27 protein-coding genes and 2 pseudogenes are annotated in these 25,230 nt (G+C 60.5%); 7 read left to right on the top strand and 22 right to left on the bottom strand.

The features are described from left to right. Window positions 1-267 (bottom strand): twin-arginine translocase TatA/TatE family subunit, encoded by a 267-nt coding sequence (locus tag ACERZ8_RS13595; protein ID WP_407592706.1) that lies wholly within the window; start codon window positions 265-267, stop codon window positions 1-3. A 209-nt stretch (window positions 268-476) separates the two neighbouring features. Here ACERZ8_RS13595 and ACERZ8_RS13590 point away from each other — a divergent pair, with 209 nt between their 5' ends. Together ACERZ8_RS13590 and ACERZ8_RS13585 are read left to right on the top strand one after the other, a co-directional pair. After that, entirely contained in the window at window positions 477-779 is a 303-nt protein-coding gene (locus ACERZ8_RS13590) for a hypothetical protein (protein ID WP_407592705.1), read from the top strand. Between the two features lies 1 nt (window position 780). Next, entirely contained in the window at window positions 781-1,452 is a 672-nt protein-coding gene (locus ACERZ8_RS13585) for a helix-turn-helix transcriptional regulator (protein WP_407592704.1), read from the top strand. Window positions 1,453-1,467: 15 nt separating this feature from the next. On the opposite strand, the gene ACERZ8_RS13580 is transcribed toward ACERZ8_RS13585, so the two are convergent. The 5 genes and pseudogenes from ACERZ8_RS13580 to ACERZ8_RS13560 all read right to left on the bottom strand — a co-directional run bounded on the left by ACERZ8_RS13580 (window position 1,468) and on the right by ACERZ8_RS13560 (window position 5,270). After that, window positions 1,468-1,803: a Lin0512 family protein gene (locus ACERZ8_RS13580; RefSeq protein ID WP_407592703.1), complete on the bottom strand. Its 336-nt coding sequence runs from the start codon at window positions 1,801-1,803 to the stop codon at window positions 1,468-1,470. Further along, window positions 1,800-2,159, bottom strand: coding sequence for a Lin0512 family protein (locus ACERZ8_RS13575; RefSeq protein WP_407592702.1), 360 nt, complete (start codon window positions 2,157-2,159; stop codon window positions 1,800-1,802). The genes ACERZ8_RS13580 and ACERZ8_RS13575 overlap by 4 nt, the downstream gene beginning before the upstream one ends. Further along, window positions 2,159-3,214 (bottom strand): ABC transporter ATP-binding protein, encoded by a 1,056-nt coding sequence (locus tag ACERZ8_RS13570; RefSeq protein WP_407594273.1) that lies wholly within the window; start codon window positions 3,212-3,214, stop codon window positions 2,159-2,161. The genes ACERZ8_RS13575 and ACERZ8_RS13570 overlap by 1 nt, the downstream gene beginning before the upstream one ends. A gap of 137 nt (window positions 3,215-3,351) precedes the next feature. After that, window positions 3,352-4,479: a DNA alkylation repair protein gene (locus ACERZ8_RS13565; protein WP_407592701.1), complete on the bottom strand. Its 1,128-nt coding sequence runs from the start codon at window positions 4,477-4,479 to the stop codon at window positions 3,352-3,354. Between the two features lie 12 nt (window positions 4,480-4,491). Next, window positions 4,492-5,270 (bottom strand): annotated as a pseudogene (locus ACERZ8_RS13560) (SDR family oxidoreductase). Window positions 5,271-5,406: 136 nt separating this feature from the next. Here ACERZ8_RS13560 and ACERZ8_RS13555 point away from each other — a divergent pair. Then, on the top strand, window positions 5,407-6,411 hold the full coding sequence (locus tag ACERZ8_RS13555; RefSeq protein WP_407594271.1) for a Hint domain-containing protein: 1,005 nt from the start codon (window positions 5,407-5,409) through the stop codon (window positions 6,409-6,411). A gap of 32 nt (window positions 6,412-6,443) precedes the next feature. Here the strand turns inward: ACERZ8_RS13555 and ACERZ8_RS13550 are convergent, their stop codons facing one another. Further along, complete coding sequence (locus ACERZ8_RS13550; protein ID WP_407592699.1) at window positions 6,444-6,809, bottom strand: SnoaL-like domain-containing protein; 366 nt, start codon at window positions 6,807-6,809, stop codon at window positions 6,444-6,446. Window positions 6,810-6,976: 167 nt separating this feature from the next. On the opposite strand from ACERZ8_RS13550, the gene ACERZ8_RS13545 reads away from it, so the two are divergent. The 4 genes from ACERZ8_RS13545 to ACERZ8_RS13530 all read left to right on the top strand — a co-directional run bounded on the left by ACERZ8_RS13545 (window position 6,977) and on the right by ACERZ8_RS13530 (window position 12,107). Next, the gene (locus tag ACERZ8_RS13545; protein ID WP_407592698.1) at window positions 6,977-8,575 is read left to right on the top strand and encodes a peptide chain release factor 3; all 1,599 of its coding nucleotides are present in this window, start codon (window positions 6,977-6,979) and stop codon (window positions 8,573-8,575) included. 4 nt (window positions 8,576-8,579) lie between these two features. Beyond that, window positions 8,580-9,530 (top strand): glycosyltransferase family 2 protein, encoded by a 951-nt coding sequence (locus ACERZ8_RS13540; protein ID WP_407592697.1) that lies wholly within the window; start codon window positions 8,580-8,582, stop codon window positions 9,528-9,530. A 3-nt stretch (window positions 9,531-9,533) separates the two neighbouring features. Further along, window positions 9,534-10,469 carry a glycosyltransferase family 2 protein gene (locus ACERZ8_RS13535; protein WP_407592696.1) on the top strand — a complete coding sequence of 312 codons (936 nt, stop codon included), beginning with the start codon at window positions 9,534-9,536 and terminating at the stop codon, window positions 10,467-10,469. Between the two features lie 159 nt (window positions 10,470-10,628). Further along, window positions 10,629-12,107, top strand: coding sequence for a DEAD/DEAH box helicase (locus tag ACERZ8_RS13530; RefSeq protein ID WP_407592695.1), 1,479 nt, complete (start codon window positions 10,629-10,631; stop codon window positions 12,105-12,107). A gap of 4 nt (window positions 12,108-12,111) precedes the next feature. Here the strand turns inward: ACERZ8_RS13530 and ACERZ8_RS13525 are convergent, their stop codons facing one another. The 15 genes and pseudogenes from ACERZ8_RS13525 to nuoH form a co-directional block, all read right to left on the bottom strand. Beyond that, window positions 12,112-12,600 (bottom strand): hypothetical protein, encoded by a 489-nt coding sequence (locus tag ACERZ8_RS13525; RefSeq protein WP_407592694.1) that lies wholly within the window; start codon window positions 12,598-12,600, stop codon window positions 12,112-12,114. Between the two features lie 47 nt (window positions 12,601-12,647). Next, window positions 12,648-14,317, bottom strand: a pseudogene (locus tag ACERZ8_RS13520) (ribonuclease J). 4 nt (window positions 14,318-14,321) lie between these two features. After that, window positions 14,322-15,095 carry a type III pantothenate kinase gene (locus ACERZ8_RS13515; RefSeq protein WP_407592693.1) on the bottom strand — a complete coding sequence of 258 codons (774 nt, stop codon included), beginning with the start codon at window positions 15,093-15,095 and terminating at the stop codon, window positions 14,322-14,324. A gap of 12 nt (window positions 15,096-15,107) precedes the next feature. Further along, on the bottom strand, window positions 15,108-15,857 hold the full coding sequence (locus tag ACERZ8_RS13510; protein ID WP_407592692.1) for a biotin--[acetyl-CoA-carboxylase] ligase: 750 nt from the start codon (window positions 15,855-15,857) through the stop codon (window positions 15,108-15,110). A gap of 51 nt (window positions 15,858-15,908) precedes the next feature. Next, window positions 15,909-17,345 (bottom strand): NADH-quinone oxidoreductase subunit NuoN, encoded by a 1,437-nt coding sequence (gene nuoN / locus ACERZ8_RS13505; protein WP_407592691.1) that lies wholly within the window; start codon window positions 17,343-17,345, stop codon window positions 15,909-15,911. A gap of 16 nt (window positions 17,346-17,361) precedes the next feature. Continuing rightward, on the bottom strand, window positions 17,362-18,903 hold the full coding sequence (locus ACERZ8_RS13500; RefSeq protein WP_407592690.1) for an NADH-quinone oxidoreductase subunit M: 1,542 nt from the start codon (window positions 18,901-18,903) through the stop codon (window positions 17,362-17,364). Next, window positions 18,903-19,160, bottom strand: coding sequence for a hypothetical protein (locus tag ACERZ8_RS13495; protein ID WP_407592689.1), 258 nt, complete (start codon window positions 19,158-19,160; stop codon window positions 18,903-18,905). The genes ACERZ8_RS13500 and ACERZ8_RS13495 overlap by 1 nt, the downstream gene beginning before the upstream one ends. After that, window positions 19,160-21,259, bottom strand: a complete 2,100-nt coding sequence (gene nuoL, locus ACERZ8_RS13490; RefSeq protein ID WP_407592688.1) for an NADH-quinone oxidoreductase subunit L — start codon at window positions 21,257-21,259, stop codon at window positions 19,160-19,162. Before nuoL ends, ACERZ8_RS13495 begins: the two co-directional genes overlap by 1 nt. A gap of 219 nt (window positions 21,260-21,478) precedes the next feature. Further along, window positions 21,479-21,784, bottom strand: a complete 306-nt coding sequence (gene nuoK, locus ACERZ8_RS13485; protein ID WP_039686350.1) for an NADH-quinone oxidoreductase subunit NuoK — start codon at window positions 21,782-21,784, stop codon at window positions 21,479-21,481. A 42-nt stretch (window positions 21,785-21,826) separates the two neighbouring features. Beyond that, on the bottom strand, window positions 21,827-22,267 hold the full coding sequence (locus ACERZ8_RS13480) for a hypothetical protein (protein WP_407592687.1): 441 nt from the start codon (window positions 22,265-22,267) through the stop codon (window positions 21,827-21,829). A gap of 31 nt (window positions 22,268-22,298) precedes the next feature. Further along, complete coding sequence (locus ACERZ8_RS13475; RefSeq protein ID WP_407592686.1) at window positions 22,299-22,901, bottom strand: NADH-quinone oxidoreductase subunit J; 603 nt, start codon at window positions 22,899-22,901, stop codon at window positions 22,299-22,301. After that, window positions 22,898-23,317: a carboxymuconolactone decarboxylase family protein gene (locus tag ACERZ8_RS13470; protein ID WP_407592685.1), complete on the bottom strand. Its 420-nt coding sequence runs from the start codon at window positions 23,315-23,317 to the stop codon at window positions 22,898-22,900. Before ACERZ8_RS13470 ends, ACERZ8_RS13475 begins: the two co-directional genes overlap by 4 nt. Continuing rightward, window positions 23,310-23,693, bottom strand: coding sequence for a carboxymuconolactone decarboxylase family protein (locus tag ACERZ8_RS13465; RefSeq protein ID WP_407592684.1), 384 nt, complete (start codon window positions 23,691-23,693; stop codon window positions 23,310-23,312). Before ACERZ8_RS13465 ends, ACERZ8_RS13470 begins: the two co-directional genes overlap by 8 nt. Then, a complete protein-coding gene (gene nuoI / locus ACERZ8_RS13460; protein WP_407592683.1) occupies window positions 23,690-24,184 on the bottom strand; it encodes an NADH-quinone oxidoreductase subunit NuoI in 495 nt (164 codons plus the stop codon). The genes ACERZ8_RS13465 and nuoI overlap by 4 nt, the downstream gene beginning before the upstream one ends. Window position 24,185: 1 nt before the next feature. Then, window positions 24,186-25,226, bottom strand: a complete 1,041-nt coding sequence (gene nuoH, locus ACERZ8_RS13455) for an NADH-quinone oxidoreductase subunit NuoH (protein ID WP_407592682.1) — start codon at window positions 25,224-25,226, stop codon at window positions 24,186-24,188. Between the last annotated feature and the right edge of the window lie 4 nt (window positions 25,227-25,230).

Raw genomic sequence — 25,230 nt, 5'->3', positions numbered from 1 at the left:
TCAGACCTTGTCTTTTTCGGTTTTCAGGTCGGTCTTTGGGTGCGTGCCTGCATCCGTTGGCTGGGGTGTGACATCCTTGGCCTCGGCGGCGATATCGGCCTGTGCCTCGTCTTCCAGCTCTTTCTGACCATCATTGATGCCCTTCTTGAAACTGGTGATGCCCTTACCGACTTCGCCCATCAGGCTGGAAATCTTGCCACGGCCAAACAGAACCAGAACCACAACTGCAATCAGCAGAATCCCGGGCAGTCCAATATTGTTCAACATTTCAGTTCTCCTATCGCGCGCGGCAGACGCCGCCTGTCGCGCACCGTTCTATGGGTGCGGGGCGGCGCGGACCAGTCATTGCGGTTGATCGGACGGCGCGCGCACCCGAATTTCCGTGAATTTTTGCTGTGGCCTGCACTCAACTGACAGGTTAGTGTCAGTTGGACTCTGCCATATCCCCCTCATCACACATGATTGGGAGACTTCACATGACCACAACTGCCGAAATCGTCACCTTCCGCCTGAAAGCCGGGTCCGATCCGCAAGCCTTTGCCAAAGCGGCCCAAGACATGATGCCCTTTCTGCAGGGGACTGGCGACATGATTGCGCGCACGCTCAGTTGCGATGAGGGCGGCCTGTGGACCGATCACATCACCTGGACCAGCCGCGCGGCAGCAGATGCCGCCGCCAAGGAGATGTTCAAACGGCCCGAAGCTGCACCATTCATGGCGCTTATCGATCCAGAGGGCATGGATATGCGCCACGCCACCGTTCACCTGAACCCGGGGTAATATGCGCCGCACCGACCGCCTGTTCGACATCATCCAGATCCTGCGTGACGGGCGGCTGCACCGCGCGCAGGACATGGCTGAGGCGCTCGAGGTGTCGGTGCGCACGATCTACCGCGACATGGACACGCTCGTGGCCTCTGGCGTGCCGGTGCAGGGCGAACGCGGCGTCGGCTACATGATCACCGAAGCGATCAGCCTGCCGCCCCTCACCCTCACGGTCGAAGAACTGGAAGCGCTCAACCTCGGCATGGCCATCGTTGCCGAGGCCGCCGACCCCGCCCTCAAATCCGCCGCACAAAGCCTTGCGGACAAGATCGACGCCGTGCTGCCCGAACGCACCGTGCGGGACGCGGATAAATGGAAATTCGCCGTCTACCCGTTCGCGGATGCAGTGCGGGGTTTTACCCAGATGCCAACCTTGCGCGCCGCGATCCGTGCGCGGCAAAAACTGCGCCTGACCTACCACTCCAAAGGCGACCGGATCACGACGCGCACCATCCGCCCGCTGCATATGGAATATTGGGGGCGGGTCTGGACGCTGACGGCATGGTGCGAAATGCGCGACGCATTCCGCGTGTTCCGGGTGGACCTCATCCAAGCCGCCGAAGCCCTGCCAGAGATGTTCGTGGATGAACCTGGCAAGACCTTGGCGGATTACGATCCGAACCTGTGACGCGCCATCCAGCGGCTAGCTTTTGGGCAGGAACACCTCAATCGCGGCGACAGCCATCACAGCCACGTCGCCCGCCACGGGCACATCCAGCCCTCCGGCCTCGACCACCACTTCGACCGACCCATAGGGCAACAGCGCTGCAATCACGTCCACGTCCACCGCGTCCGGCCTTGGCACGCCGATGTGGACAACGACGCGCATCACATCCCGCTCCAGCTCCAGCGTGCCAAAAATCGGCAAGGACGCGCCCTGTAACGCCTGCTCCACCGCGCGGCGGGCCGCCTTGGTGTCATCGCGCCCGTGCAGATCGATACCTTGCGCCATCTCGATGATCAGACGTTGTTCCCTCATGTCGCCACCCCGGGCCGCTCAGAAGAGGTCACCGACACGATCAGCGCGGCCTGCGCCATTACGGTAGGGTTGCCGGTGCCTTCTGGGCGCACCACATCCAGCCCGCCCTTTTCCACGACAAAAGAGGTCTGCCCATAAGGAAACACGTTCGCCAAAACTTGGACATCCACCGCCTCGGGGTGCGCGCAACCGATGCGGACCTCGATCACCATATCTTCCTTGGCGACTCCCATATATTCGGCGAGGTTGATCGAATTGCGCCAAAGGGCGGCGCGCACCGCGCGTTCAGCGGCTTGGGTGTAATCGCCCCGGCGCAGGGACGTGCCGAGGCCAAATTCCACAATCATCGGTCCCATTACATGCCCTCCTTGGCGGGGAATACAAAACACTTGTCGCGCCGGATGCGCAGCCACATCACTGTCTCCGCCTGCGGCAGAAATACACCCGGCACTGTCACCTTGATGACCGCGCCGTCATGATCCAGGCGAAACTCCACAAGGCTTTCATTGCCCATGAACCGCGCACGCAGAACGGATGCACGTGCGGCGGTGCCATCAGCCGCCGTGGGTCCAGGGCCGACACCGGCGCGGTCGAAATCAATCTTTACGTGCTGCGGGCGAAACACGATGTCTACTTCCGTGCCATCCGGAACCCCGGGGGCAAGAAAGCGGCCAAAGGGGGTCATCGCCAGTGCACCCTCAACAGTTGCGCGCAACCGATTGGCATCACTGAAAAAAGCGACGGACGCGCGATCGACGGGCCGCGTGTAGACATTGTAGGGCGCGCCGCGCTGCACGATCTTGCCATCGCGCATCAGGGCGATTTCATCGGCCATGCGCATCGCCTCATCGGGTTCGTGAGTGACGAGCAGAACGCCTGTGTCCTCTTCCTTCAGGATCGCGAGAGTCTCGTCACGGATGCCATCGCGCAACCGGTTGTCGAGGCCCGAGAACGGCTCGTCCATCAGCATGATGCGCGGACGTGGCGCCAATGCCCGGGCCAAAGCGATACGCTGCTGTTCGCCGCCCGACAGTTGATGGGGAAACATGTCAATGAACCGCTCCATCCGGACCCGCGCCAGCATTTCCTCGACGCGGGCGCGCTTTTCCGCCTTTGTCCCGCTCAACCCATAGGCGACATTGCCAGCCACGCTCAGGTGCGGAAACAGGGCAAAGTCCTGAAACATCAAGCCGATCTCGCGCCGTTCGGGCGGAACCCGGAACACCGTGTCGCAGATCAGCGCACCGTCCACGTAAATCTCGCCCGAATCCTGCATCTCGACTCCGGCGATCATCCGCAGGGTCGTCGATTTGCCACAGCCCGACGGGCCCAGAAGGCAGGTCACCTGCCCCGGCTGAATGGTCAGGCTGACGCCATCCACAACACGCCGCCCGCCAAAGCTGCGCACCATGTCGCGGATTTCCAGCCGTGGCGGCGTGGCGTCAGTCACGTCCAAACACCCATTCCCGATCAAAACAGTCGGGAGGTATCAGGCCCGCCGCGCGCCCGCAAGCGCTGCAGTGAAACGCGCATGCACATGGGTCCGGCTCAGACAATCTCGAACGACGTCTCGGCCCGGTCCACCCCATTGACCTGAACAACCAGCCCATGCGTGCCGGGATGCAGTTCAAACGTGGTCGCATTGGCCTTGAGCTTGTGGGCCTTCTTCAGCACCAGCGGCTTACCGGCCTTCACCTCGGCCACTTTCAGTTTGAACACCTTTTCACCGCTCTTCCCGTTCGGGCGGGCAAAGCGGATGCGGTAATCGACAAGCACGGGCAGGTCAGTATCAGAGCCCAGCGTCACCTCGAATTCCAGCGCCGATCCAAGGGCAACCTCGGGCGTCGTCACTGCAAGTGCAACGTCTATAGGCGCATCGCCCGCATAGCCGAGCATTGCCATAGCCCCCGGATGCCCATCCTTGACCAGCGTGCGCAAGGCATGGCGGCGCATCCATGCGCGCTCACCCTCGTGTTGACGGCCATCCGCCTCCCAACGCTCCAACCGCGTCAGCACCGTGTCGGGATCCGTTTTGGCGATGTCATTGAGGTGGTTGGCGACCGAGCGGGTGACAAAGCGCGTTGGATCGCCCTGCAACATGTCCAATAGCGGCAGCACCCGCTCGGGTCCAACCTCGATCTTGCGCGCCCATGGCAATTTGGGACGCGTCCCCTCGCTCACCAATCGGCGCACATGGTAGTTTTCGTCCCCCGCCCAGACCGCAAGACGCGCCAGTGTCTCATCCGGCCAGCGGTTCAGGAACGGGCGGATGTAGAACTCCATCGAAAAGCGCTGCGTGGCGCTGTGCAGCAAATCCAAGGCGCGGTCGCGATGATCTTCAAGCCCGTGGCGAACGGCCAGCACGCCGGGCACTGCGTGAATGAAGCGGCCAAAGTCATCATCCCGCAATTCCGGGTCCAGCGGGGGCGGCATCGCCGCCTCCAACTGATCGGCCATGGTCGGGAAATCTGCGGCCAGGTACGGTTCGATACAATCCGCAAACCAGTCGAGGCATTCCAGCAGCGACCGTTCAGCCACGCCCGACAGTGCCAGCGCCTGAAAACGGTCCCGGTCAAAACCATCCACACCGGCCGCAAATTCATCGGCCAGATCGCCTAAGCTTTCCGCGTTAAACAGCTGATCCTTCAGCGATAATGTCGGGGCTGCCTTGGCCATCCTGTCGCGTCCTCAGATCGTGGCGTTGGTCGCCCCGCCATCCAACAGCAGGTTCTGCCCCACGATGAACCCGGCATGTTTCGAACACAGGAACGCACAGGCCGCGCCGAACTCCTCGCGCGTGCCATACCGCCCCGCAGGGATGGTCGCGGCACGTTGCGCGCGGGCCTCGTCCAGCGAGATGCCCTGCGCCTTGACAACACCGCCGTCCAACGCATCGGCACGATCAGTGGCATGGATGCCGGGCAACAGGTTGTTGATGGTCACGCCCTTGTTGGCGACCTGTCGCGAGGTGCCAGCGACATAGCCCGTGAGCCCCGCACGGGCGGAATTGGACAGACCCAGCACCGGGATCGGCGCCTTGACCGATTGCGACGTGATGTTGACCACCCGGCCCCAGCCGCGATCCATCATGCCCGGCACAAGCGCCTTGATGAGGGCGATTGGGGTTAGCATGTTGGCATCAAGGGCGGCGATGAAATCGTCCCGGTCCCAATCGCTCCACATGCCGGGGGTGGGCCGCCTGCGTTGTTGATCAGAATGTCGGCGTCGCCTGCCGCTTCGATCAGGGCCGCCTGCCCGTTTGAGGTGCTGACATCGGCGGCGACAGTCGTGACTTCGACACCGTGGGCCGCGCGGATTGCCTCGGCAGAGGCCTCAAGCGCGTCGACGCCGCGCGCGTTCATGACCAGATGCACGCCCGCCTCTGCCAATGCCTCGGCACAGCCCAGTCCAAGCCCCTTGGACGATGCACATACAACGGCCCGTTTTCCCGCGATTCCCAAATCCATGATCAGTCTCCCCTGTTCTTTGTCGCCCAACAGGTAACGCCGCACGGCGCGATGCGCCAGCAAAACACCCGGTCGTTGACCCAGCCTTGCCACAATTCTAAGCTAGCCTGTCGCAAACAACCAAGCAGTGCGCATGATGACATCCGCCCCCTCTTCCGGCCCGGCCCAGAACCTGCCCGTATTCCGGGCCGAGGATTTTCGGGTGAGCCATGGAGCCAACCTTGGCGATCCGCTGTCGTGTCTCGACGATCTGATGCTGGACGACGTCTATTCACTGGCCGGCACCGCCGATCCCCAACGCCTGACACTGCATGCCACTGACAACGACCACCTGACCATTGCTGCCGATAGCGAAGTCGGTCAGGATGGCGCGGACATCCACCTTGATTGCGCGCTGACGCTGATGTCTCCGGATGGACAGATCACAGACGCCATCGTTCTGGTCGAAACGGATGCGGATGGCGACATTGCCCAGATCTATCTGTTGCCGCTGGCCCGTCTCAGCCCGCGCACGCCATACGCACTAGTGGGCACGGACAAGGACGAGGCACGCACCAAATTCGCGCATCTGACCTGCGCGCGCTTTACGCGCGGCACGCATATCACGCTGGCCTCCGGCGCACAGAAACCGATTGAAGAGCTTGAAGTCGGCGACCGGGTTCTCACCCGCAACGACGGCCCCCAAGAGGTGCGCTGGGTTGGCCAGACCACCGTGAGGGCCGTGGGGGATTTTGCGCCCATATGTGTGCGTGCTGGCGCGCTGAACAACGACCGCGACCTGATCGTCTCGCCCGACCACCGGTTGTTCATCTACCAGCGCAAGGATCGCCTTGGCGCGGGGCGCTCTGAACTGCTGGTCAAGGTGCGCCATCTTGTGAATGGAGAGTCCGTCGTGGTGCAGGATGGCGGGTTTGTCGATTATTTCGAGCTGCTCTTTGACAGCCACCAGATCATCTATGCCGAAGGTATTGCCGCCGAATCCATGCTGATCGACACGCGCACCAGATCGGCGCTGCCGGATGAAATCACCGCAGACCTGAACGTACATGGTGACGCGGGCCTGTCGGGGCTGGATGTGACAGAAACCCTGCTGGACCGGCCCGATGCCGCGGAACTGCTGCGGCGTGCGTCATTGCGGTGACGGGCTAAGGCGGGTTTTCACCCGCCCTGACCTTATTCGCTGTAAAAGAACTCTTCCCGCACGATCTTGCCGTCGTCCACGGTGTACAGTGCCACCTCTTTCATATCGCTCACTTCGCCGCTTTCCTTGTGCTTGACCTTGATCTCAAAGATCACCGCAAAACGGTCATCACCGCTTGGAAACGGATCAGACACATCGCCGCTGATCATCTCAAAGGTGCTGTCCCACCACTCATGCTTGCCCTTGATGGCATCAAGGCCCTGCACTTCGCGACCATTGCCATTGTCCATCGCTTCGACTGACACGGCGTCGGGTGCATACAGCAGGTCGAGGTTTTCGGTGGTTTTACCAGTGCGGCAGCCGTCCACCAGTTTGTTCGCCACTTCGTCGAAAGTCATATTCTTGTCTCCTTGGGTTGGTGATGAGGAACACTACGCCAACACCCCTGTCAAAATCTGGCAGCAGTATCGGACGTGCGCATTGCGCTGACCGGATCTGCAATTCCTGTGCACGGTGGTCTTCGCGGTCACTTGCCGCCCCACTGCACCCCGGATATAGGGCTGTCATGCTCGACAATCGCCCAGAATTGCCCCCCGAAATTGCCCGCCGCCGGACGTTTGCGATTATTTCGCACCCGGACGCTGGCAAGACCACGCTGACCGAGAAATTCCTGCTGTTCGGCGGCGCGATCCAGATGGCCGGACAGGTGCGCGCCAAGGGCGAGGCACGGCGCACGCGCTCGGATTTCATGGCGATGGAGAAGGATCGGGGCATTTCCGTCTCAGCCTCTGCAATGTCATTTGATTTCAAAGAGTTCCGGTTCAATCTGGTCGACACGCCCGGCCACTCCGACTTTTCCGAAGACACCTATCGCACCCTGACTGCCGTCGATGCTGCGATCATGGTGATCGACGGGGCGAAAGGGGTGGAAAGCCAGACGCAAAAGCTGTTCGAAGTCTGCCGGATGCGCGACCTGCCGATCCTGACATTCTGCAACAAGATGGATCGGGAAAGCCGCGACACCTTTGAAATCATTGACGAGATTCAGGAAAATCTGGCCATTGACGTGACCCCGGCCAGTTGGCCCATCGGGGTCGGCCGCGATTTCATCGGCTGTTACGATATCCTGCGCGACCGGCTGGAACTGATGGACCGTGCCGACCGCAACAAGGTCGCTGAAAGCATCGAGATCAACGGGCTGGACGATCCGAAACTGGAGCAATACGTGCCCGAGGATCAGTTGAACACCCTGCGGGAAGAGCTTGAAATGGCGCGGGAATTGCTGCCACCCCTGGATCGGGACGCGATGCTTGAAGGCTCGCTTACACCGATCTGGTTTGGCTCTGCCATCAACTCGTTCGGGGTCAAGGAACTGATGGAAGGGATCGCATCCTACGGCCCCCAGCCACAGATCCAATCGGCTGAACCGCGCCAGATCCTGCCCGAAGAAACGAAAGTCTCCGGCTTTGTCTTTAAGGTGCAGGCGAATATGGATCCCAAACACCGCGACCGTGTCGCGTTCGTACGGATGGCAAGCGGGCACTTCAAACGCGGCATGAAGCTGACCCATGTGCGCACCAAAAAGCCCATGGCAATTTCCAACCCGGTGATGTTCCTTGCGAGCGACCGGGAACTGGCCGAAGAGGCGTGGGCCGGCGACATCATGGGCATCCCGAACCACGGGCAACTGCGCATCGGCGACACGCTGACCGAGGGCGAAGCGTTGCGGGTGACGGGCATCCCGTCCTTTGCCCCGGAACTGTTGCAAGGCGTGCGCGCTGGCGATCCGCTGAAATCCAAACACCTCGAAAAAGCGCTGATGCAGTTTGCCGAGGAAGGCGCGGCCAAAGTCTTCAAACCTTCCATCGGGTCGGGGTTCATCGTCGGCGTCGTGGGGGCGCTGCAATTCGAAGTGCTGGCCAGCCGGATCGAGCTGGAATACGGGCTGCCCGTGCGGTTCGAGGCATCGCAATTCACCTCTGCCCGCTGGGTGAAGGGTGATCGGCAAGCCGTTGATAAGTTTGTGGAAAGTAACAAGCAACACATCAGCCATGATCACGACGGCGACATTGTCTACCTGACGCGCCTGCAATGGGATATCGACCGCGTTGCGCGGGATTACCCGGACATCACGCTGACCGCGACCAAGGAAATGATGGTCTGAGCCGATGGCAGACCTGAGCGTCCCCGTCCCGCAACCTGTCCAGACCGATCCGGATCGTTTGCGTTGGGGGATCGTGTCGACGGTCAAGGGGTCGCTGCCTCAAATCGCCCGCTTTATCGCCTATCACCTCGATCTGGGGGCCAATCGCGTCCACGTTCATCTGGACGTGCCGGACGAGGCACTTGCCGACCGTCTGGCCCATCCCAAGGTCCGGTTTACCCAATGCGACGACGCGTATTGGCAGGGCAAACCGGCGCGCGCGCGCAGCACGCACCAGATGCGGCAGGTGTTCAACGCAACGCGCATGTACCGCATCTCGCAACTGGATTGGTTGGCGCATATCGATGTGGACGAATTTCTGCTGGCGCCATCACTCCTGCCCGACCTGCTGGCCGCTGTCGATCCGAACGTGCCTTATGTCTCAGTCGATCCCTGCGAGATGCTCGACAGCCAGGGCGATCCGCATCACTTCAAACGCCCGGCGCGCGCGGCCCTTAAACGCAAGATTTACCCAACTTATGGCGCACATATTCCGGGCGGTTTCATCAGCACGCTGAGTCCCAAACTGATTGCGCGAACTGGGCTGGACGGCGTTCGTCTGGGCATCCACGCGCTGCGCCACAAGGGAAAGATCGTGCGGGGCGGCGCACGTATCGAAGGCCTTGATCTTGGCCATGCCCATGCCCCGGATTTCGAGACTTTTCAACGGCATATGGCCTATCGGCTCGACAAGGGCAGCTATCATGATCGCAAGGGGCGCCTGAACCCGCTGGGTCACCTGATCCGCGCCCTGATCGATGATCCTGACAAGGACTCCTTGCGCGCGTTTCACCGCGAAATGAGCAGTGCAGAGCCTGAGCGGCTTGACCTCTTGGGGGCCCATGACATGCTGATCACGCGCTGCCTTGACCTTGATGCCAAGGTTCGGCGCTATTTCGGCAAGTTGGAGGGCTGAGACGTGACCACCTGGGGCCTGTCCGCCACGATCCTCGCGCCCACACCAGATATCCTACGCTTTGCCGCCTACCATCTCGATCAGGGGGCGCACCGGCTTTACATCTACCTCGATGATGACACACCGGATGCCTATAACGCCTTGAAAGCACATTCGAAAATCCGGGTTCAGACCTGTGATACAGCGCATTGGAAACGGCTTGGCGGCAAGCGCCCTGACAAGCATCAAGTGCGCCAGACGATGAACGCGACCCACGCCTACAACCGCCGGGCCGAAGTCGACTGGCTGATCCATATGGACGTCGATGAATTCCTTGTCCCTCGCGTGCCAGTGGCCGATGTGCTGGCAGGTCTGCCGGATGATCTAACGTCAGCCCGCGTGCGACCCATGGAGTTGCTGGGCGGCGGCACCGATGCGTTCAAGGCGTTCATCCCCGCCGACGGACAGCGCCGCGCGCGCGTTGACCAAATCTATCCCAATTTCGGGCGACATCTCAAAGGCGGGTTCCTCAGTCATGTGGCGGGAAAGCTGTTTGTGCGCACGGGGTTGGACACGGTCACCGTCAAAATCCACAACGCCTTTCAGAACGGCGAGATGCTGGAAGGGGCCGCGGAGCTTGGTGAGATCGACCTCGCCCATTGCCATGCCAAGTCGTGGGAAAGCTGGCAGGCGTCTTATGCCTACCGACTTCAAAAAGGGTCCTACCGGGCTGAACTCAAGCCCGCGACGCAGCCAGAACAGGGCGGGCTTTCCCTGCATGACCTGTTCCAGCGGATCGAGGCCGAACAGGGCGCGGCGGGCCTGCGCGCCTTCTATGACGAGGTGATCGGGGACAGCCCCGATTTGCGGGCGCGCCTTGAGGCCCAGGGCCTATTGCGTCTCGCCGCCCTCGACCTTGATGGCGCTGTTGCACGCCATTTCCCCAACGTCGCCCTTTGACACCCCGCAACCCCTTGAAACCGATGCTGTTTGACGGGGCGCGGTGGCTTTGTTATGGACGCGCAGCATGTCGGGGCAATATGCCTCCACTTTGGGCCATGCGGGCCGACATCATCAGACGCAGCGGGCCAAGTCAGTGTCCGCAACTCACGGACATACATGACAAAATTCTCTGATCTGAACCTCAACCCGAAGGTCCTCAAAGCAGTCGAAGAGGCTGGCTACGAAACCCCAACCCCTATTCAGGAAGGCGCGATTCCCCCCGCCCTTGAAGGGCGCGATGTGCTGGGGATTGCCCAGACGGGCACCGGCAAAACAGCGAGCTTCACCCTGCCCCTCATCACGCAGCTTGCCCGGGGACGCGCCCGCGCGCGCATGCCGCGCAGCCTTGTGCTGTGCCCGACGCGCGAATTGGCGGCACAGGTTGCCGAAAACTTCGACACATATGCAAAATACGTCAAGCTGAGCAAAGCGCTGCTGATCGGCGGCGTCAGCTTCAAGGAACAGGACACGCTGATCGACAAGGGCGTCGACGTGCTGATCGCCACTCCCGGTCGCCTGCTCGACCATTTCGAGCGCGGCAAACTGATCCTGAACGACGTAAAAGTCATGGTCGTGGACGAAGCGGACCGGATGCTCGACATGGGGTTCATTCCGGACATCGAGCGGATCTTTGGCCTCACGCCATTCACCCGACAGACGCTGTTCTTTTCGGCCACCATGGCGCCGGAGATCGAGCGGATCACCAACACCTTCCTGTCCAACCCCGAGCGGATCGAAGTGGCCCGTCAGGCCACGGCCTCCGAAACCATCGAACAGGGCGTGGTCATGTTCAAGGGCTCGCGCCGTGACCGCGAGGGGTCCGAAAAACGCAAAGTTCTGCGCCTGATGATCGATGGCGAGGGTGAAAAGTGCACCAACGCAATCATCTTCTGCAACCGCAAGACGGACGTGGATATCGTCGCCAAGTCCTTGAAAAAATACGGATATGATGCGGCCCCGATCCATGGCGATCTGGACCAGTCACAGCGCACGCGCACGCTCGACGGGTTCCGCAATGGTGAGTTGCGCTTCCTCGTGGCCTCGGACGTGGCCGCGCGCGGGCTTGATGTGCCGTCGGTCAGTCACGTCTTTAACTTTGATGTGCCCAGCCATGCCGAAGACTATGTTCACCGCATCGGCCGCACTGGCCGTGCCGGGCGTGATGGCAAGGCCATGATGATTTGCGTTCCGCGTGATGAGAAGAATTTCGATGCCATCGAAAAGCTGATCCAGAAGGAAATTCCGCGTTTGGACAATCCGCTTGGCAACACTGCCCCGGCCCCTGCCGCGGATGATGATGCGCCCAAGGCGGAAAAGCCCAAACGCACCCGCGCACCGCGCAAGCCCAAAGCCGACGCGCCCTCCGAAGCGGTGGCTGAACAAGTCGAAGCGTCAGCAACGGTCGAGGCGAGCACAGAGCCAGTGGCTGACACGCCGGCAGAGCCAAAGCCGGAGCGCGGGCGTGGTCGCGGATCGTCCGGAGGCCGCAACCGGTCGTCGAACCGCGAGGATCGCGGCGGCAACAAGGTCGTGGGTCTGGGCGATCACACACCCAGTTTTATCGAGTTGAGTTTCGAAGAACGCCGCGCGAGCTGATGGATCAGCGCGCCCAGTCTGGCGTCAGATCATAAGTCTCCAAGTCGCGCTCGCGCCGGAAGTGCATAGCATCCGGCGCAAGAATGACACGGCTCGGTTTGATCCACTTCGTTGGATCTTCGGGCATGGCACGTCTTGGCCAGGAACTGCAAACGCCCTCGCCCAGCACGTAAGGTTTCACCCAGTATTCAAGCACTTGGCGGGGCACGCTGTTCATGCTTGCACCCGCAGCGCAGCATTCAATGTTGGGCGGATCACCGTAATGGAGTTGCCCCGCACGGATGTAATCCCGCAACAACGGATAGCTGCGGTCTGCGCGCTCGACCTTGGGCAAAGGTTTTGACGCCGCCGTGGATGTAAAAGCGACATCAAAGGGATGTTGGCAGCCCTGGCACTCAATACGAACCAGAACCGCCTCATATGCGTAGATATTGGCCGTTTGCTGAGGACTGAAAGGCTCGAAACGTGGCACTGCGGCCTCGTCAAACCACACAGGCGGATCACTCACACGATCAAGGATATCGCGATAGCAGTGGTGCATCAGTGCATCCGGCTGATCACAACCGTCACTTCCGGTTTCTTGCCGATCTCGTCCTGCGCGGTCTTGCGCACGATGCGCCGCAGGGCCTCTTCCAGCTTTTCATCGTCGCGCAGTGTCTTGGCGTCTGCGCGGCCCAGAAACTGGCTCAGATCGGCCTCGAACACATCGACCATAGCGGCCCGGGAACGCCCCGTTTCGGCCATCCCCATGGTTTCGCACCACGGCTCGCCCAGCGGTTCGTCCTCTTCATCAAGGATCAGCGTGACCGTCACATGCCCGTTCAGCGCCATGCGGATGCGATCCCGCACCACGCCGTCCAGCGCGCCGATCTGCACTGAGCCGTCGAGATAGGTGCGCCCGGTTTCCACATATTCGACAACACGTGGCGCATTGCCGCTGAGGTCAATCATCATGCCGTTCACGGCCAGAACGCCCGTGCGCCCTTTGCCTTCTGTCAGCTTGACGTGTTCGCGCAAATGCCGGTGTTCGCCGTGCATCGGCACCACGACCTGCGGGTTCACGATGTCCTGCAGACGCTCAAGATCCGGGCGGTTGGCATGGCCCGACACGTGATACAGGCCCGAGGAATCGTCAACCACATCCACACCTTTTTCCGAAAGCTGGTTCATGATGCGGATTACACCGCGTTCATTGCCCGGAATGGTCTTGGACGAAAACAGGAACAGATCGCCCTCTTTCAACTCCAGCCCCATGTACTTGCCGTTGGCCAGTTGGGCCGAGGCCGCGCGGCGTTCGCCTTGCGATCCCGTCACCAGCAGCATCAGGTTTTCACGCGGGATGTTGCGGGCATCTTCGGGACTTACCGTGCTTGGAAAGTCCTTGAGCACGCCGGTTTCCACAGCCGCCTCGATCATGCGACGCATCGCACGGCCCAGCAGCACGATGGATCGCCCTGCCCGCTCGCCCGCCTCTGCCAGTGTTTTGACACGGGCCACGTTGGACGCAAAGGTGGTGGCCACAACGATGCCTGTATCATGCGCGCGCACCAGCTTTTCGATCTCTGGGCCCAGTGTCGCTTCGGACCGTCCGGGATGCGGGGAAAAGATGTTGGTGCTGTCGCAGATCAGCGCCTTGACCCCATCCTTGCTGACCTCGGCCCAAAGGGCGGGATCAAACGGCTCACCCACCAGCGGGGTCTCGTCCAGTTTGAAATCACCAGAGTGGATGACGCGGCCATCGGGTGTGTCGATGACAAGTGCCGCACTTTCCGGGATCGAGTGGGACATGGGCAGAAAGCCCACCTTGAACGGGCCTGCCTGCACCTGTTCGGGCCAGGCGGCGACGACGTTCACCGCATCATCGGGATGGCCATGTTCGCCCATCTTTCGGCTTGCGATATTGGCGGTGAAGGGGCGCGCATAGACGGGCGCACCCAGTTGTTCGTAGGTGTGCGCCACGGCGCCCACATGGTCCTCGTGGGCGTGGGTGATGAATATCCCCTCGATCCGGTCGCGCCGCTCAGCCAGCCAAGCGATGTCGGGCAGGATCAAATCCACGCCCGGTGTTCCGTCCATATCCGGGAACGTCACGCCAAGGTCGACCACGATCAGGCGTTCCTGTTCGGGCGCTCCATAGCCGTAGACATAGGCGTTCATGCCAATTTCACCCGCCCCCCCAGGGGCAGGTAGATCAATCGTTCACTGCTCATTGTGTCAGTTATTTTCCTTGTTATAGCGATGGATGACCGTCAGGCCATGCATCGTCAAATCGTCGATGTAATGGTCAAAGAGGGTTTCGGACTGCTGAAACAGCGGTGCCAGACCCCCGGTTGAAATGACGCGCATGTCGCGGGCGCGTTCCGCTTTGATTCGGGCACATATCTCACGAACAAGGCCGACGTAACCCCAAAACACGCCCGATTGCATACAGGCGACGGTGTTGGTGCCGACCACGGCCTGCGGCTTGGTGATGTCCACATGTGGCAAGGCGGCGGCGGCGTTGTGCAGCGCCTCAAGGGACAGGTTCACGCCTGGTGCGATCACCCCGCCGATATAGGCGCCGTCACTGGCCACCACATCAAAGGTAGTCGCGGTGCCGAAATCGACCATGATCAAATCGCCACCAAAAAGATCAAAGCCCGCCACCGTGTTGACCAGCCGGTCCGGGCCCACGGCCGTCCCCTCATCCACGCGCACGTCCACGGGCAGCAGGCAATCGGGCTTGCCGACCACGATGGGGCGCGTGTTGAAATAGCGATCGGCAAAGACGCGCAGGTTGAACACCACACGCGGCACAGTCGATGACACAATCACATCCGTGATCTCGACATCGATGTTCTGGAATTTCATCAGGGTCGACAGCCACACGTAATACTGATCCGCCGTGCGCTGCCACTCGGTCGAGGTGCGCCAAGTGCCAAGGAACGCCTCACCGTCCCAGATCGCAAACACGGTGTTGGTGTTGCCGCAGTCGATGGCCAAGAGCATGGAGAACCCCCTTCAGAAATAGACGTCGCCCGCAGGGATGGTCATGCGGCCATGCTGCGTCTCTAGAACAAGTTGCCCGCTGTCGTCCACATCCGCAAACGTGCCGTGATGTACATCACGGGTGGTGCGTGCCGTGATGGGTTCCCCCAACCGCGCCGCATGGGCGAGCCAGGCGGTCCGGATCGGCGCAAAGCCGTAAGTGACAAACTGGTCTTCAAAACGGGCATAAGACTGTGCCAGCAGGTCCAGAAAATCCTCCGCTGCGATGTCCACAGCCAGTTCGGACCTCAAAGCGACTGGACGCGTGGCCCCCGCCTCGACCTCGGCCACATCGGGGGCCGTTGCCAGATTGATCCCGACGCCGATCGCCAGATGGCTGGTCCGCCCTCCGGTCGCAATCGTCTCAAGCAGGATGCCTGCCACCTTGCCACCGCGCAAAAGCACGTCGTTGGGCCATTTGAGCGCAAAGGCTTCCGCCCGGCCCGTGGCCGCAACAAACGCCTCATACAAGGCCAAAGAGACAACAAAAGACCGCAGCGCTGCCTGCCCCGGCGGCTCTGCCAGCGGCATCACGAGGGTCGCAGCAAAGTTGCCGACCGGCATGGTCCAGGGCCGCCCGCGTCGACCACGCGGTGCTGTCTGGCGATGGGCGAGAATCCAGGTGGGGCCAGACAGGTCAGGCGCAATACGGGCCGCCTCGCTCAGCGTGGAATCCACCTGCGCAAGGACGCAACGACCGTATCCATCTGGCCAGGCGCTCATCTTCATCTCGCCAGAAAAACTCCCCCCGGAGGGTCGGGTCGCAAAAAGGGCCTAGTTGACCAGTGTCTGCGCGGCCATCGCCGCAGCGCCTTCAACACCGAACATGTTGACGATGCCAAAGACCATGATCGCCGCCGATCCCATCAGCATCGCACCGAGGATGACGGATTTGCCACCGTTCAGACCCTCTTCGGGCTCATCGCCGAAATACATGAAGAACACGATGCGCAGATAGTAATAGGCGCCGATCACGGATGCGATGACACCCGCAACCGCCAGCCAGACGAGGTCCGCCTCGTAGGCCGCGCGCAGCACGTAAAGCTTGCCAAAGAACCCGAGCATCGGCGGCACACCTGCCAGCGAAAACAGCAGGACCAGCATTGCCAGTGCCCGGCCGGGTTCACGCTTGGCATACATGTTGAGCGATCCAATATCCGTCACAGGCTGCCCGTCCTTCTCCATCATCAGGATAAAGGCAAAGGTGCCCACGTTCATGGTGACGTAAATCGCCATATAGACCAGCATCGCCTGCACACCCAGCACGGTGCCCGCCGCCAGCCCCATCAGCGCGTATCCCATATGCGCAATCGACGAGAATGCCATCAGACGCTTGATATTGGTCTGTCCAATAGCCGCGAATGCCCCGAGGAACATCGACAGGACGGACAGCAATGCCATAATCTGCTGCCAGTCGGCCACTGCCCCGCCGAACGCGTCATGCATGACCCGTGCGAACAGCGCCATGGCTGCAACCTTGGGGGCCGTGGCAAAGAATGCGGTGATCGGCGTGGGCGAGCCTTCGTAGACGTCCGGCGTCCACATGTGGAACGGCACGGCAGACACTTTGAAGGCAAAGCCCGCCATCAGGAACACAAGGCCAAAGAGCAACCCAAGCGAGATGCCGCCTTCGGCCACCTGAACAATGCCCGAAAACAGGGTTGTGCCTGCATAGCCATAGACCAGCGACGCCCCATAAAGCAGCAGGCCGGAAGACAGTGCGCCGAGCACGAAATACTTCAGCCCCGCCTCGGTCGATTTCACGGAATCCCGGCGCAGGGAGGCAACAACGTACAGGGCCAGCGATTGCAACTCGAGCCCCATGTATAGCGCCATAAGATCCCCGGCAGACACCATCATCATCATACCCACAGCCGCCAGCACAACCAGCACCGGGTATTCAAACCGCAATATGCCGCGCGCGGACATGTAGCCTTCGCTCATCAACAAAACAGCGGCGGCGGACATAAGTATCACCACTTTGGCAAAGCGCGAGAATGCATCATCCACGAACATGCCGCCAAAGGCGATATTGGTGCCCTCGCCCGTGAACCCGATCCACGCGGCAACGGCCAGAAACACGGCAGCCGTCGCCCAAAGCAGTGCAGAGGCCAGACCGTCCTTGGACGTGTAGACCGCGCCAAGCAGCCCCAGCATGGCAAAGACAGCCAGCAGGATTTCGGGCAGGATGATGGTCAGATCAGCAGCCATGGGCTTTCGTCCTTACTCAGTTCGCAGCAAGCTGGGTGGCGGCCTCTGCCGCGGCCAGCGCCGTATCATAGTTGCTTACCAATGCGGCCACGGACGGACCGGTGATGTCAAGGATCAGCGCCGGGTACACGCCCAGCAGGATCGTCATCACCACCAGTGGCGCAAAGATCGCCTTTTCCCGGCGGGTCATGTCGGTGATCGATTTCAGGCTTTCCTTGATCAGATCGCCCATGACGACACGGCGGTAAAGCCACAGCGCATAAGCTGCCGAAAAGATCACACCAGACGTCGCGACCAGCGCCACCCATGTGTTGACCTGGAACACCGCCATCAGCGTCAGGAATTCGCCGACGAAACCCGAAGTGCCCGGCAAGCCCACATTGGCCATTGTGAACAACATAAAGATCAGCGCATAGGCCGGCATCCGGTTCACGAGACCGCCATAGGCGTCGATCTCGCGGGTGTGCATCCGGTCATAGATCACGCCGACACAGAGGAAGAGCGCACCAGAGATGAACCCGTGGCTGAGCATCTGGAAAATCGCGCCATCCACGCCCTGCTGGTTCGCCGCAAAGATACCCATGGTCACGAACCCCATATGGGCGACGGAGGAATAGGCGATCAGCTTTTTCATGTCTTCCTGCACCAGCGCCACCAGCGAGGTGTAGACAATCGCAATCGCCGACATCCAGAGCACCAGCGGTGTCATCACCTCTGCCCCTACCGGAAACATAGGCAGGGAAAAGCGGATGAACCCGTAGCCGCCCAGCTTCAAAAGGATCGCCGCCAGCACGACAGACCCCGCCGTCGGGGCCTGCACGTGCGCATCCGGCAACCATGTGTGCACCGGCCACATCGGCATCTTGACCGCAAAGCTGGCAAAGAAGGCGAGGAACAGCAGCGTCTGCAAGCCACCCACAATCTGGATGCCGAGCAGATCAAATGTCTCGAACCCGAAATTGTGCACCAGCAGCCGTTCGATGTCCGTGGTGCCCGCATCCGCATACATCCCCACCATCGCCACCAGCATCAGGACCGAGCCGAGGAAGGTATAAAGGAAGAATTTGAAGCTCGCATAGATCCGGTTCGCCCCGCCCCAGATGCCAATGATCAGGAACATCGGGATCAGACCGGCCTCAAAGAACAGGTAGAACAGCACCAGATCCAACGCCATGAACACGCCCAGCATCAGCGTTTCGAGCATCAGGAACGCGATCATGTATTCCTTGACCCGGGTTTCCACATTCCAAGAGGCCGCGATAACCAGCGGCATCATGAAGGTGGTCAGCATCACGAACAGCACCGAAATCCCGTCCACACCCATCTTGTAAGACAGGCCCATGATCCACGCGCCCTCTTCCACGAACTGAAAGCCGGTGTCGTTGCGGTCAAAACCGAAAAGGATGAACAGCGACACGACAAAGGTGATCGACGTGGTAGCCATCGCCACCCATTTGGCGTTGCGGTTGGCCGCCTCGTCATCGCCGCGCAGGAAAATGGCGAGGATCAGCGCTGCGACCGCAGGCATGAAGGTGACGATGGATAGAAGGTTGTCCATCAGAACAATCCCCCGAATAGATTGGTGAAAAAGGCGATGATCATAAGCAGGGGCAGAACCACCACAATCACTGCAGCAAGAACCGACACGTAAGTCATCGTGTAAACGAACAGCCCGGCACACGAAACAACCAGTGCCGAGCGCGCAAGGCCACGCTGCCACCATTGCGGCGCGCCCAGAAAGAACGCGGCCACGGCCATCAACAGGGTCAGCCCGCCTGCCACCACCCAAAATTCAAATGGAAGCGCCTGCAGCATCAGTTCGCTCCTCCACTGAGGCTCATCCATGTGATCAGAACCGCAATCCCGATCACCATCGCGAATGCATAGGTAAAGATGTAGCCCGACTGCGCCCGACCGGCGAGGCGCGTGATGAAGGGCACGATGCCCATGGACACGCCGTTGATCGATCCGTCGATGACGTTGCCGTCGCCCTTCTTCCACAACTGCTTGCCGATCCACATCGCAGGCTGGATGAAGATGTAGTTGTAGAGTTCGTCAAAATACCACTTGTTCTTGAGGAACAGGTAGAGCGGGCGCTGGTTTTCGGCGAGACGGCCGGGCAGGCTGGGGTTCTTGATATAGAACCAATAGGCCATCAGGAACCCGATCAGCATCGCCGCGAAGGGCGAGGTTTTGACCCAATAGGGCACCTTGTGCGCGTCATCGAGCACCGTGTTGCCCTCACCGATATAGATCGCTCCTTCGCCTGGCTCACCAGCGAAGACGTAGTGGTGTTCGCCCTCTTTCTTCTCGGCCGCCTTGTCGCGCTCGGTCACAATGGCGGAATGATCCTCACCCTCTTCGGCATAAGGAATGCCGTAGAACTTGGCGACCTGATCGGTGTGGCCAAAGAACGATCCGTACCAGACCATGCCCGCAAAGATCGCACCGACGGACAAAACGCCCAGCGGTATGATCATGGTCATCGGGCTTTCATGGGCGTGATCATGGGTGTGCTTGTCGCCACGCGCTTCGCCATAGAAGGTCAGGAACATCAGACGCCAGCTGTAGAAACTGGTCATGAGGGCTGCGAGGACCAAGGCCCAGAAACTGAAGCCCGTCCCGGCCGCATAGGCGCTTTCGACAATCGCATCCTTGGACTGGAAGCCCGCGAACCCGATGGGGATTTCACCCAGCGTGAAGATCCAGACCGGAATGCCGACGCCTGTGATGGCCAGCGTGCCGATCATCATGGCCCAGAACGTATACGGTATCTTTTTGCGCAAACCGCCGTAGTTCATCATGTCCTGTTCGTGGTGCATCGCGTGAATGACGGAGCCGGCTCCAAGGAACAGCATCGCCTTGAAGAAGGCGTGGGTGAGCAGGTGGAACATCGCGGCCGAATACATGCCCACGCCCGCGGCCACGAACATGTAGCCAAGCTGCGAGCAAGTCGAATAGGCGATCACGCGCTTGATGTCGGTCTGTACCAGACCCACGGTCGCGGCAAAGAATGCGGTCGCAGCGCCCAGGAAGGTGACGAACGCCATCGCTTCGGGCGCAAACTCCATCAGGGGCGACATGCGGCAGACAAGAAAGACCCCCGCCGTCACCATGGTCGCGGCGTGGATCAGGGCGGACACAGGTGTCGGACCCTCCATCGCGTCCGGCAGCCAGGTGTGCAGGAACAGTTGCGCCGATTTGCCCATGGCCCCGACGAACAGCAGGAAGGCGATCAGGTTCGCCGCATTCCATTCCGTCCACAGGAAGGTCAGTTGCGTTTCAGCCAGCGTTGGGGCGGCCGCAAAAATGTCGTCAAAGCGGATCGAGTCCGTCAGGAAAAACAGCGCGAAGATACCCAGCGCAAAGCCGAAATCGCCCACACGGTTGACCACAAAGGCCTTGATGGCAGCGGCATTGGCCGTGGGTTTGCGATAGTAAAATCCGATCAGCAGGTAGGATGCGACACCGACCCCTTCCCAGCCAAAGAACATCTGCACAAGGTTGTCGGCCGTCACCAGCATCAGCATCGCAAAGGTGAAGAAGGACAGGTACGCAAAGAAGCGCGGCTTATAGCTTTCGCCCTCACGCCACTGCGGATCATCCGCCATGTAGCCAAAGGAATAGAGGTGCACGAGGCTTGAGACCGTGGTGATCACGATCAGCATAATCGCTGTCAGGCGGTCGAGGCGAATGGCCCAATCGGTGCTAAGCGTACCGCTTTCGATCCAGCGCATGATCTGGATGTTTTCCGTGGTGCCGTCAAAGGTCAGGAACACGATCCACGACAGGATCGCGCTGAGGAACAGCAGGCTCGTCGCGATCCAGCAGGCCGGAGCCTCGCCAAAGATGCGCCAGCCAAAGCCACAGAGCAGCGCGCCAACGAGGGGGGCAAAGAGGAGGATGGTTTCCATTATTTAAACTCCAGTCCCGATTGACCTGACTGGCACTCAGGGCATTTTCTGAGGTGTAAATCGCTGCCATTCGCACCGTACACTGCGCCGCACTCAGAACACCCGACTTGATAAACTTTTTGCATGTGGTCGTTTCCGTCCAAATCAGTCTTTCGGATCACGACCTGCGCGTTCCTGTTAACGAAGCCGACCCGCGTCGAATAGCCCGCTTCCATGGTCTCAACCCTTCATCACGTTGACGTCTTCAACCGCGATGGTGCCACGGTTGCGGAAGAAGCAGACGAGGATCGCAAGACCGATGGCGGCCTCGGCGGCGGCGACGGTCAGCACGAACAAGGTGAACACCTGCCCCACAAGGTCGTCGAGGAAGGAGGAGAACGCCACAAGGTTGATGTTCACCGCCAAGAGCATCAATTCGATGCTCATCAGCAGGATGATCACGTTCTTGCGGTTCAGAAACAGCCCGAAAATGCCGATGACGAACAGCGTCGCCGCAACGGTCAGGTAGTGTTCAAGTCCAATCATGTCGTCCCTCCGGGGTATGTCCCCGCTTGTCGTCTGTCTGGGTCAGCCCAGCATGAATTCTGTCTTGTCCCCCCGGGCATCCGGGTAAAGTGCGGCGCAGGCGCAGGGCTCTGCCTCAAGTGTCGTGATGGCGATGTCGCGCGCGATGTTGTCCAGATCGGTGGCCATGCGGTCCAAGGTGGCAAAGGCGCGCGCGCCCGCCTCGTGGCGTTCGATCACGGCCAATGCCTTGTCGGTGCGATCAAAGGGCAAGCGGCGCCCCATATTGTCTTCCTGCGTGCGAAAGGTCAGCGCGGTGCCGGGCGCACAGTCGACGATTGAAAACGACGTCGCCGTCCCCTCCTGGCTCCACCAGTCGCGCCACATCACGCGGCCCTGGCCCAGATCAACGTGATCCGCCTCGCCGCCATGAGAGATATGCGTGGTGCGATCGCAGTCGGTGAGGGACAGCGCAACGGCTTCTCCCCTAGAACCGCGACACATGCCGCCAGATATGCAGAACGGAGCTTCAACTTTACAGCCCCTGCCCCGGTTTGACGTCTTTGAGCTCCATCGCCGTTGCCGGGTCGCGCATCATCTGGGCGACCACGTCCTGGCGTTTCACGTCGGTGCGGTGGCGCAGCGTCAGAACAATCGCCCCGATCATTGCGACCAGCAGGATCAGGCCCGACAGCTGGAACAGCAGAAAATACTGGTCGTACAGGATCAAACCCAATGCTTCGGTATTATGGCGATCCACAGGGGTCACCTGCGCGCGCAGACCTTCGGCGGCGGCGTTGCTTTCCCATGCGCCAAAGGCGATCACGAACTGCATCAGGATCACCACCGCGATCAGCAGGGCAAGCGGCATGTATTTCGCCATTTCGGCCTTGAGTTCCGCAAAATCGATGTCGAGCATCATGACCACAAACAGGAACAACACCGCGACAGCGCCCACATAGACGATGATCAGCAGCATCGCGACGAATTCAGCGCCCAGCATCACGAACAGACCGGCGGAGGACAGGAAGGCGAGGATCAGCCACAGCACCGAATGCACCGGATTGCGGCTGATCACGGTGAACAGCCCCCCCGAGATCACGCAGATAGAAAAGAGGTAAAAGGCAAACACGCTCATGTCTTGTCCTCGCTGTCGGCCATCACCTCTTGCGCCAGTTCCATGGCGCGGGTCATGGCGGGCACGCCGGCAAAGACTGCCATCATGCCCAATGTCTCGGAAATCTGTTGGTCGGTGGCCCCGGCCTCGCGCGCATGGCGCACAGTCTGGCGCACGGCCACATCGGCCTGCGCGCCCTGCATGGTCAGCCCCGCAAGTGTGATCAGCAGCCGCGTCTTGGCATCCAGCCCGTTTTCATTGAGCGCATTGCCGAACCACGCCTCCATCACCTCTTTGGGCATGGTGGGCCACATCGCTTCCATCGCCTTTGGGTCAAACCCTTTGGCCGGGTCGAACGCACCCATCTGTGGAAAGGCTTTGGCCAACTCCTGCATCTGCGCCATCATGGCGGTGAAGGGGTTCGTGTCGTCAGTCATCTTCGGCCTCGAACACTTCTAACGCCGCGTTCAGCGCGTTGATCATCGCCGGAAACCCACCATAAAGCGCCATCTGGTTGATCACTTCGGCCACTTCGCGCTGTGTCGCACCAGAGCGCAGCGCGTTGCGGATGTGCACCTTTAGTTGCGGAGCGGTTTGCCCGCCCAAGGCCGCCAATGCCGCAACAGTCGCCAGATACCGCGTTTTGTCATCCAGCCCGTCGCGGGTGTAATAATGCCCGAACGCGACTTCCATCATGGTGCTGGAAAAGCCCGGCAGAACCGCATCATACCGCGCCGCCAGCGCATCTTCGATGCCCGGGTTCGTGGCCTCCGCCATCGCCTTGCCGCGTGTATATGCGTCAGAGGTTGTCATCTGTAGGGCGCGTCGATTTCAAGGTTGCGCGCTATCTCTGCTTCCCAGCGTTCGCCGTTCTCAAGCAGCTTGTCCTTGTCGTAATACAGCTCTTCCCGCGTCTCGGTGGAGAATTCGAAGTTGGGGCCTTCGACAATGGCATCAACCGGGCACGCCTCCTGGCAGAAGCCGCAATAGATGCACTTGGTCATGTCGATGTCATAACGCGTGGTGCGGCGCGAGCCATCCTCGCGCGGTTCGGCATCAATGGTGATGGCCTGCGCCGGGCAGATCGCCTCGCACAGCTTGCACGCGATGCAGCGTTCCTCGCCATTGGGATAGCGGCGCAGGGCGTGTTCGCCCCGGAAGCGCGGGGACAGTGGCCCTTTTTCATGGGGGTAGTTCAGCGTGGCTTTGGGGCGAAAGAAGTACTTCAGGCCCAGCTTGAACCCCTGAAAGAAGTCCTGCAGCAGGAAGTATTTCGCGGCACGTCCGTAATCGATCTGTGTCATCTTACCCTCCTACGGTCCAGCGGGCGTAGAAGCCCCAGAACCAGTCAAACTTGGCGGCAAAGGCCACGAACACGACCCAGAACAGCGAGAACGGCAGGAACACTTTCCAGCCCAGACGCATCAACTGGTCGTAGCGGTAGCGGGGCGTGATCGCCTTCACCATCGAGAAGATGAAGAAGACGAACAGCATTTTCAACACCATCCAGAAGATGCCATCGGGCAGGAACGGTACGGGCGACAGCCAGCCACCGAAGAACAGCAGCGACACCAGCGCACACATCAGCACAACGGCCACCAACTCGCCGATCATGAACAGCAGAAACGGGGTCGAGGAATATTCGACCTGATAACCCGCCACCAGTTCGCTTTCCGCTTCGGGCAGATCGAAAGGCGGGCGGTTCGTTTCGGCCAGCGCCGAAATCAGAAACAGGAACAGCATCGGCAGATGCGGCAGCCAGAACCAGTTGAAGATGCCCCAATCACCGTCCTGCGCGGCCACGATCGATCCAAAGTTCATCGAACCCGTGGACAGGATAACACCGATGATGATGAGGCCAATGGACACTTCATAGGAAATCATCTGCGCGGCAGAGCGCAAGGAGCCGAGGAAGGGGTATTTCGAGTTCGACGCCCAGCCGCCCATGATCACGCCGTAAACTTCAAGCGAGGACACGGCAAAGACGTAAAGGATGGCGACGTTGATGTCGCTTAACACCCAGCCATCGTTGAACGGGATCACGGCCCAGGCGATCAGCGCCATGACAAGGCTGACCATCGGGGCGAGGAAAAACACGCCCTTGTCCGCACCTGCGGGCACGACGACTTCCTTGACGATGTATTTGCCGAAATCCGCGAAACTTTGCAGCAGGCCGAACACACCGACCACGTTGGGACCACGGCGCATCTGCACAGCGGCCCAGATCTTGCGGTCGGCATACATCAGAAAGGCCAAAGCGACGAGCAGCGGCACCACCACCAGCAGCACTTGCCCCACGATCAGAAGTCCGATGCCCAACGGGCTATTTGTGAAAAAGTCAGCCATCAGT

It is taken from the genome of Tateyamaria armeniaca (genome assembly GCF_045797845.1).
Lineage (GTDB): Bacteria > Pseudomonadota > Alphaproteobacteria > Rhodobacterales > Rhodobacteraceae > Tateyamaria > Tateyamaria armeniaca.
This window is presented reverse-complemented; position numbering and strand designations above follow the sequence as displayed.

What these genes read in the sequence shown, in the direction of transcription:
- ACERZ8_RS13570 (WP_407594273.1), bottom strand. Translation starts at nt 3,214, where the DNA reads ATGGTGCGCAGCTTTGGCGGGCGGCGTGTTGTGGATGGCGTCAGCCTG.
- ACERZ8_RS13500 (WP_407592690.1), bottom strand. Translation starts at nt 18,903, where the DNA reads ATGGACAACCTTCTATCCATCGTCACCTTCATGCCTGCGGTCGCAGCG.
- ACERZ8_RS13555 (WP_407594271.1), top strand. Translation starts at nt 5,407, where the DNA reads ATGACATCCGCCCCCTCTTCCGGCCCGGCCCAGAACCTGCCCGTATTC.
- nuoK (WP_039686350.1), bottom strand. Translation starts at nt 21,784, where the DNA reads ATGATTGGACTTGAACACTACCTGACCGTTGCGGCGACGCTGTTCGTC.
- ACERZ8_RS13495 (WP_407592689.1), bottom strand. Translation starts at nt 19,160, where the DNA reads ATGCTGCAGGCGCTTCCATTTGAATTTTGGGTGGTGGCAGGCGGGCTG.
- nuoN (WP_407592691.1), bottom strand. Translation starts at nt 17,345, where the DNA reads ATGGCTGCTGATCTGACCATCATCCTGCCCGAAATCCTGCTGGCTGTC.
- ACERZ8_RS13550 (WP_407592699.1), bottom strand. Translation starts at nt 6,809, where the DNA reads ATGACTTTCGACGAAGTGGCGAACAAACTGGTGGACGGCTGCCGCACT.
- ACERZ8_RS13470 (WP_407592685.1), bottom strand. Translation starts at nt 23,317, where the DNA reads ATGACTGACGACACGAACCCCTTCACCGCCATGATGGCGCAGATGCAG.
- ACERZ8_RS13530 (WP_407592695.1), top strand. Translation starts at nt 10,629, where the DNA reads ATGACAAAATTCTCTGATCTGAACCTCAACCCGAAGGTCCTCAAAGCA.
- ACERZ8_RS13475 (WP_407592686.1), bottom strand. Translation starts at nt 22,901, where the DNA reads ATGAGCGTGTTTGCCTTTTACCTCTTTTCTATCTGCGTGATCTCGGGG.
- nuoI (WP_407592683.1), bottom strand. Translation starts at nt 24,184, where the DNA reads ATGACACAGATCGATTACGGACGTGCCGCGAAATACTTCCTGCTGCAG.
- ACERZ8_RS13540 (WP_407592697.1), top strand. Translation starts at nt 8,580, where the DNA reads ATGGCAGACCTGAGCGTCCCCGTCCCGCAACCTGTCCAGACCGATCCG.
- ACERZ8_RS13565 (WP_407592701.1), bottom strand. Translation starts at nt 4,479, where the DNA reads ATGGCCAAGGCAGCCCCGACATTATCGCTGAAGGATCAGCTGTTTAAC.
- ACERZ8_RS13580 (WP_407592703.1), bottom strand. Translation starts at nt 1,803, where the DNA reads ATGAGGGAACAACGTCTGATCATCGAGATGGCGCAAGGTATCGATCTG.
- ACERZ8_RS13585 (WP_407592704.1), top strand. Translation starts at nt 781, where the DNA reads ATGCGCCGCACCGACCGCCTGTTCGACATCATCCAGATCCTGCGTGAC.
- ACERZ8_RS13575 (WP_407592702.1), bottom strand. Translation starts at nt 2,159, where the DNA reads ATGGGACCGATGATTGTGGAATTTGGCCTCGGCACGTCCCTGCGCCGG.
- ACERZ8_RS13595 (WP_407592706.1), bottom strand. Translation starts at nt 267, where the DNA reads ATGTTGAACAATATTGGACTGCCCGGGATTCTGCTGATTGCAGTTGTG.
- ACERZ8_RS13465 (WP_407592684.1), bottom strand. Translation starts at nt 23,693, where the DNA reads ATGACAACCTCTGACGCATATACACGCGGCAAGGCGATGGCGGAGGCC.
- nuoL (WP_407592688.1), bottom strand. Translation starts at nt 21,259, where the DNA reads ATGGAAACCATCCTCCTCTTTGCCCCCCTCGTTGGCGCGCTGCTCTGT.
- ACERZ8_RS13515 (WP_407592693.1), bottom strand. Translation starts at nt 15,095, where the DNA reads ATGCTCTTGGCCATCGACTGCGGCAACACCAACACCGTGTTTGCGATC.
- ACERZ8_RS13510 (WP_407592692.1), bottom strand. Translation starts at nt 15,857, where the DNA reads ATGAGCGCCTGGCCAGATGGATACGGTCGTTGCGTCCTTGCGCAGGTG.
- ACERZ8_RS13590 (WP_407592705.1), top strand. Translation starts at nt 477, where the DNA reads ATGACCACAACTGCCGAAATCGTCACCTTCCGCCTGAAAGCCGGGTCC.
- ACERZ8_RS13480 (WP_407592687.1), bottom strand. Translation starts at nt 22,267, where the DNA reads ATGTGTCGCGGTTCTAGGGGAGAAGCCGTTGCGCTGTCCCTCACCGAC.
- nuoH (WP_407592682.1), bottom strand. Translation starts at nt 25,226, where the DNA reads ATGGCTGACTTTTTCACAAATAGCCCGTTGGGCATCGGACTTCTGATC.
- ACERZ8_RS13545 (WP_407592698.1), top strand. Translation starts at nt 6,977, where the DNA reads ATGCTCGACAATCGCCCAGAATTGCCCCCCGAAATTGCCCGCCGCCGG.